Origin of the sequence: Rathayibacter sp. AY2B7, assembly GCF_002931635.1 — a bacterium.
Taxonomy (GTDB): Bacteria; Actinomycetota; Actinomycetes; order Actinomycetales; family Microbacteriaceae; genus Rathayibacter.
Map to the genome: position 1 here is coordinate 1 of NZ_PSUC01000234.1, position 635 is coordinate 635.

The following is a 635-nucleotide window of genomic DNA, read 5'->3' on the forward strand; positions in this document are numbered from 1 at the left end:
GGTCAGGATGCTCCTCAGCAACTGCTCGGGGCTCCCGGAGGACAACGGCTGGGCCGACGACGTCATGGCTCTGACGCGGGAGGAGTTCCTCGAGGTCGTCAGCCGCGGGCTGACCTTCACGGAGCGGCCGGGTGAGGTCTACCAGTACTCCAACATCGGCTTCTGGCTGCTCGGCGTGCTCGTCGAGAACGTGACCGGGGAGGACTTCCCGTCCTTCGCGACGCGGACGATCCTCGAGCCGCTCGGCCTCCACGACACCCGCTACGACAGCGGCGACTACCCCGACGGCACCGACCTCGCGGCCGGCTTCAGCACCTTCGACGACGGAGCGACCTGGGTGCCCCGCCCCGTCACCGGCACCGGAGCGGGCGCCTGCGCCGCGAGCATGTTCAGCACGGTCGGCGACATCGCCCGCTGGAGCGGCTGGCTCTCCTCCGCGTTCGAGGGCGAGGACGGCGCGGACGACGACCCGGTGCTGAGCCGTGCCTCCCGCCGCGAGATGCAGCGCGGCTGGACGCCGGTCCCCGCGCTGAGCCCTCGCGCCGTCGAGAGCACGCTCGACGGCTCCGCGTACGGGTTCGGCCTCGTCGTCGAGCACGACGTCCGCTTCGGCGGGATCGCCCACCACTCCGGCG

The 635-nt window shown here is 72.1% G+C and carries 1 protein-coding gene; it reads left to right on the plus strand.

What is annotated here, in order from left to right; genetic code table 11:
• Positions 1-635 (plus strand): serine hydrolase (locus C5C27_RS17610; RefSeq protein ID WP_146079774.1); only part of this gene is annotated, 635 nt, incomplete at both ends.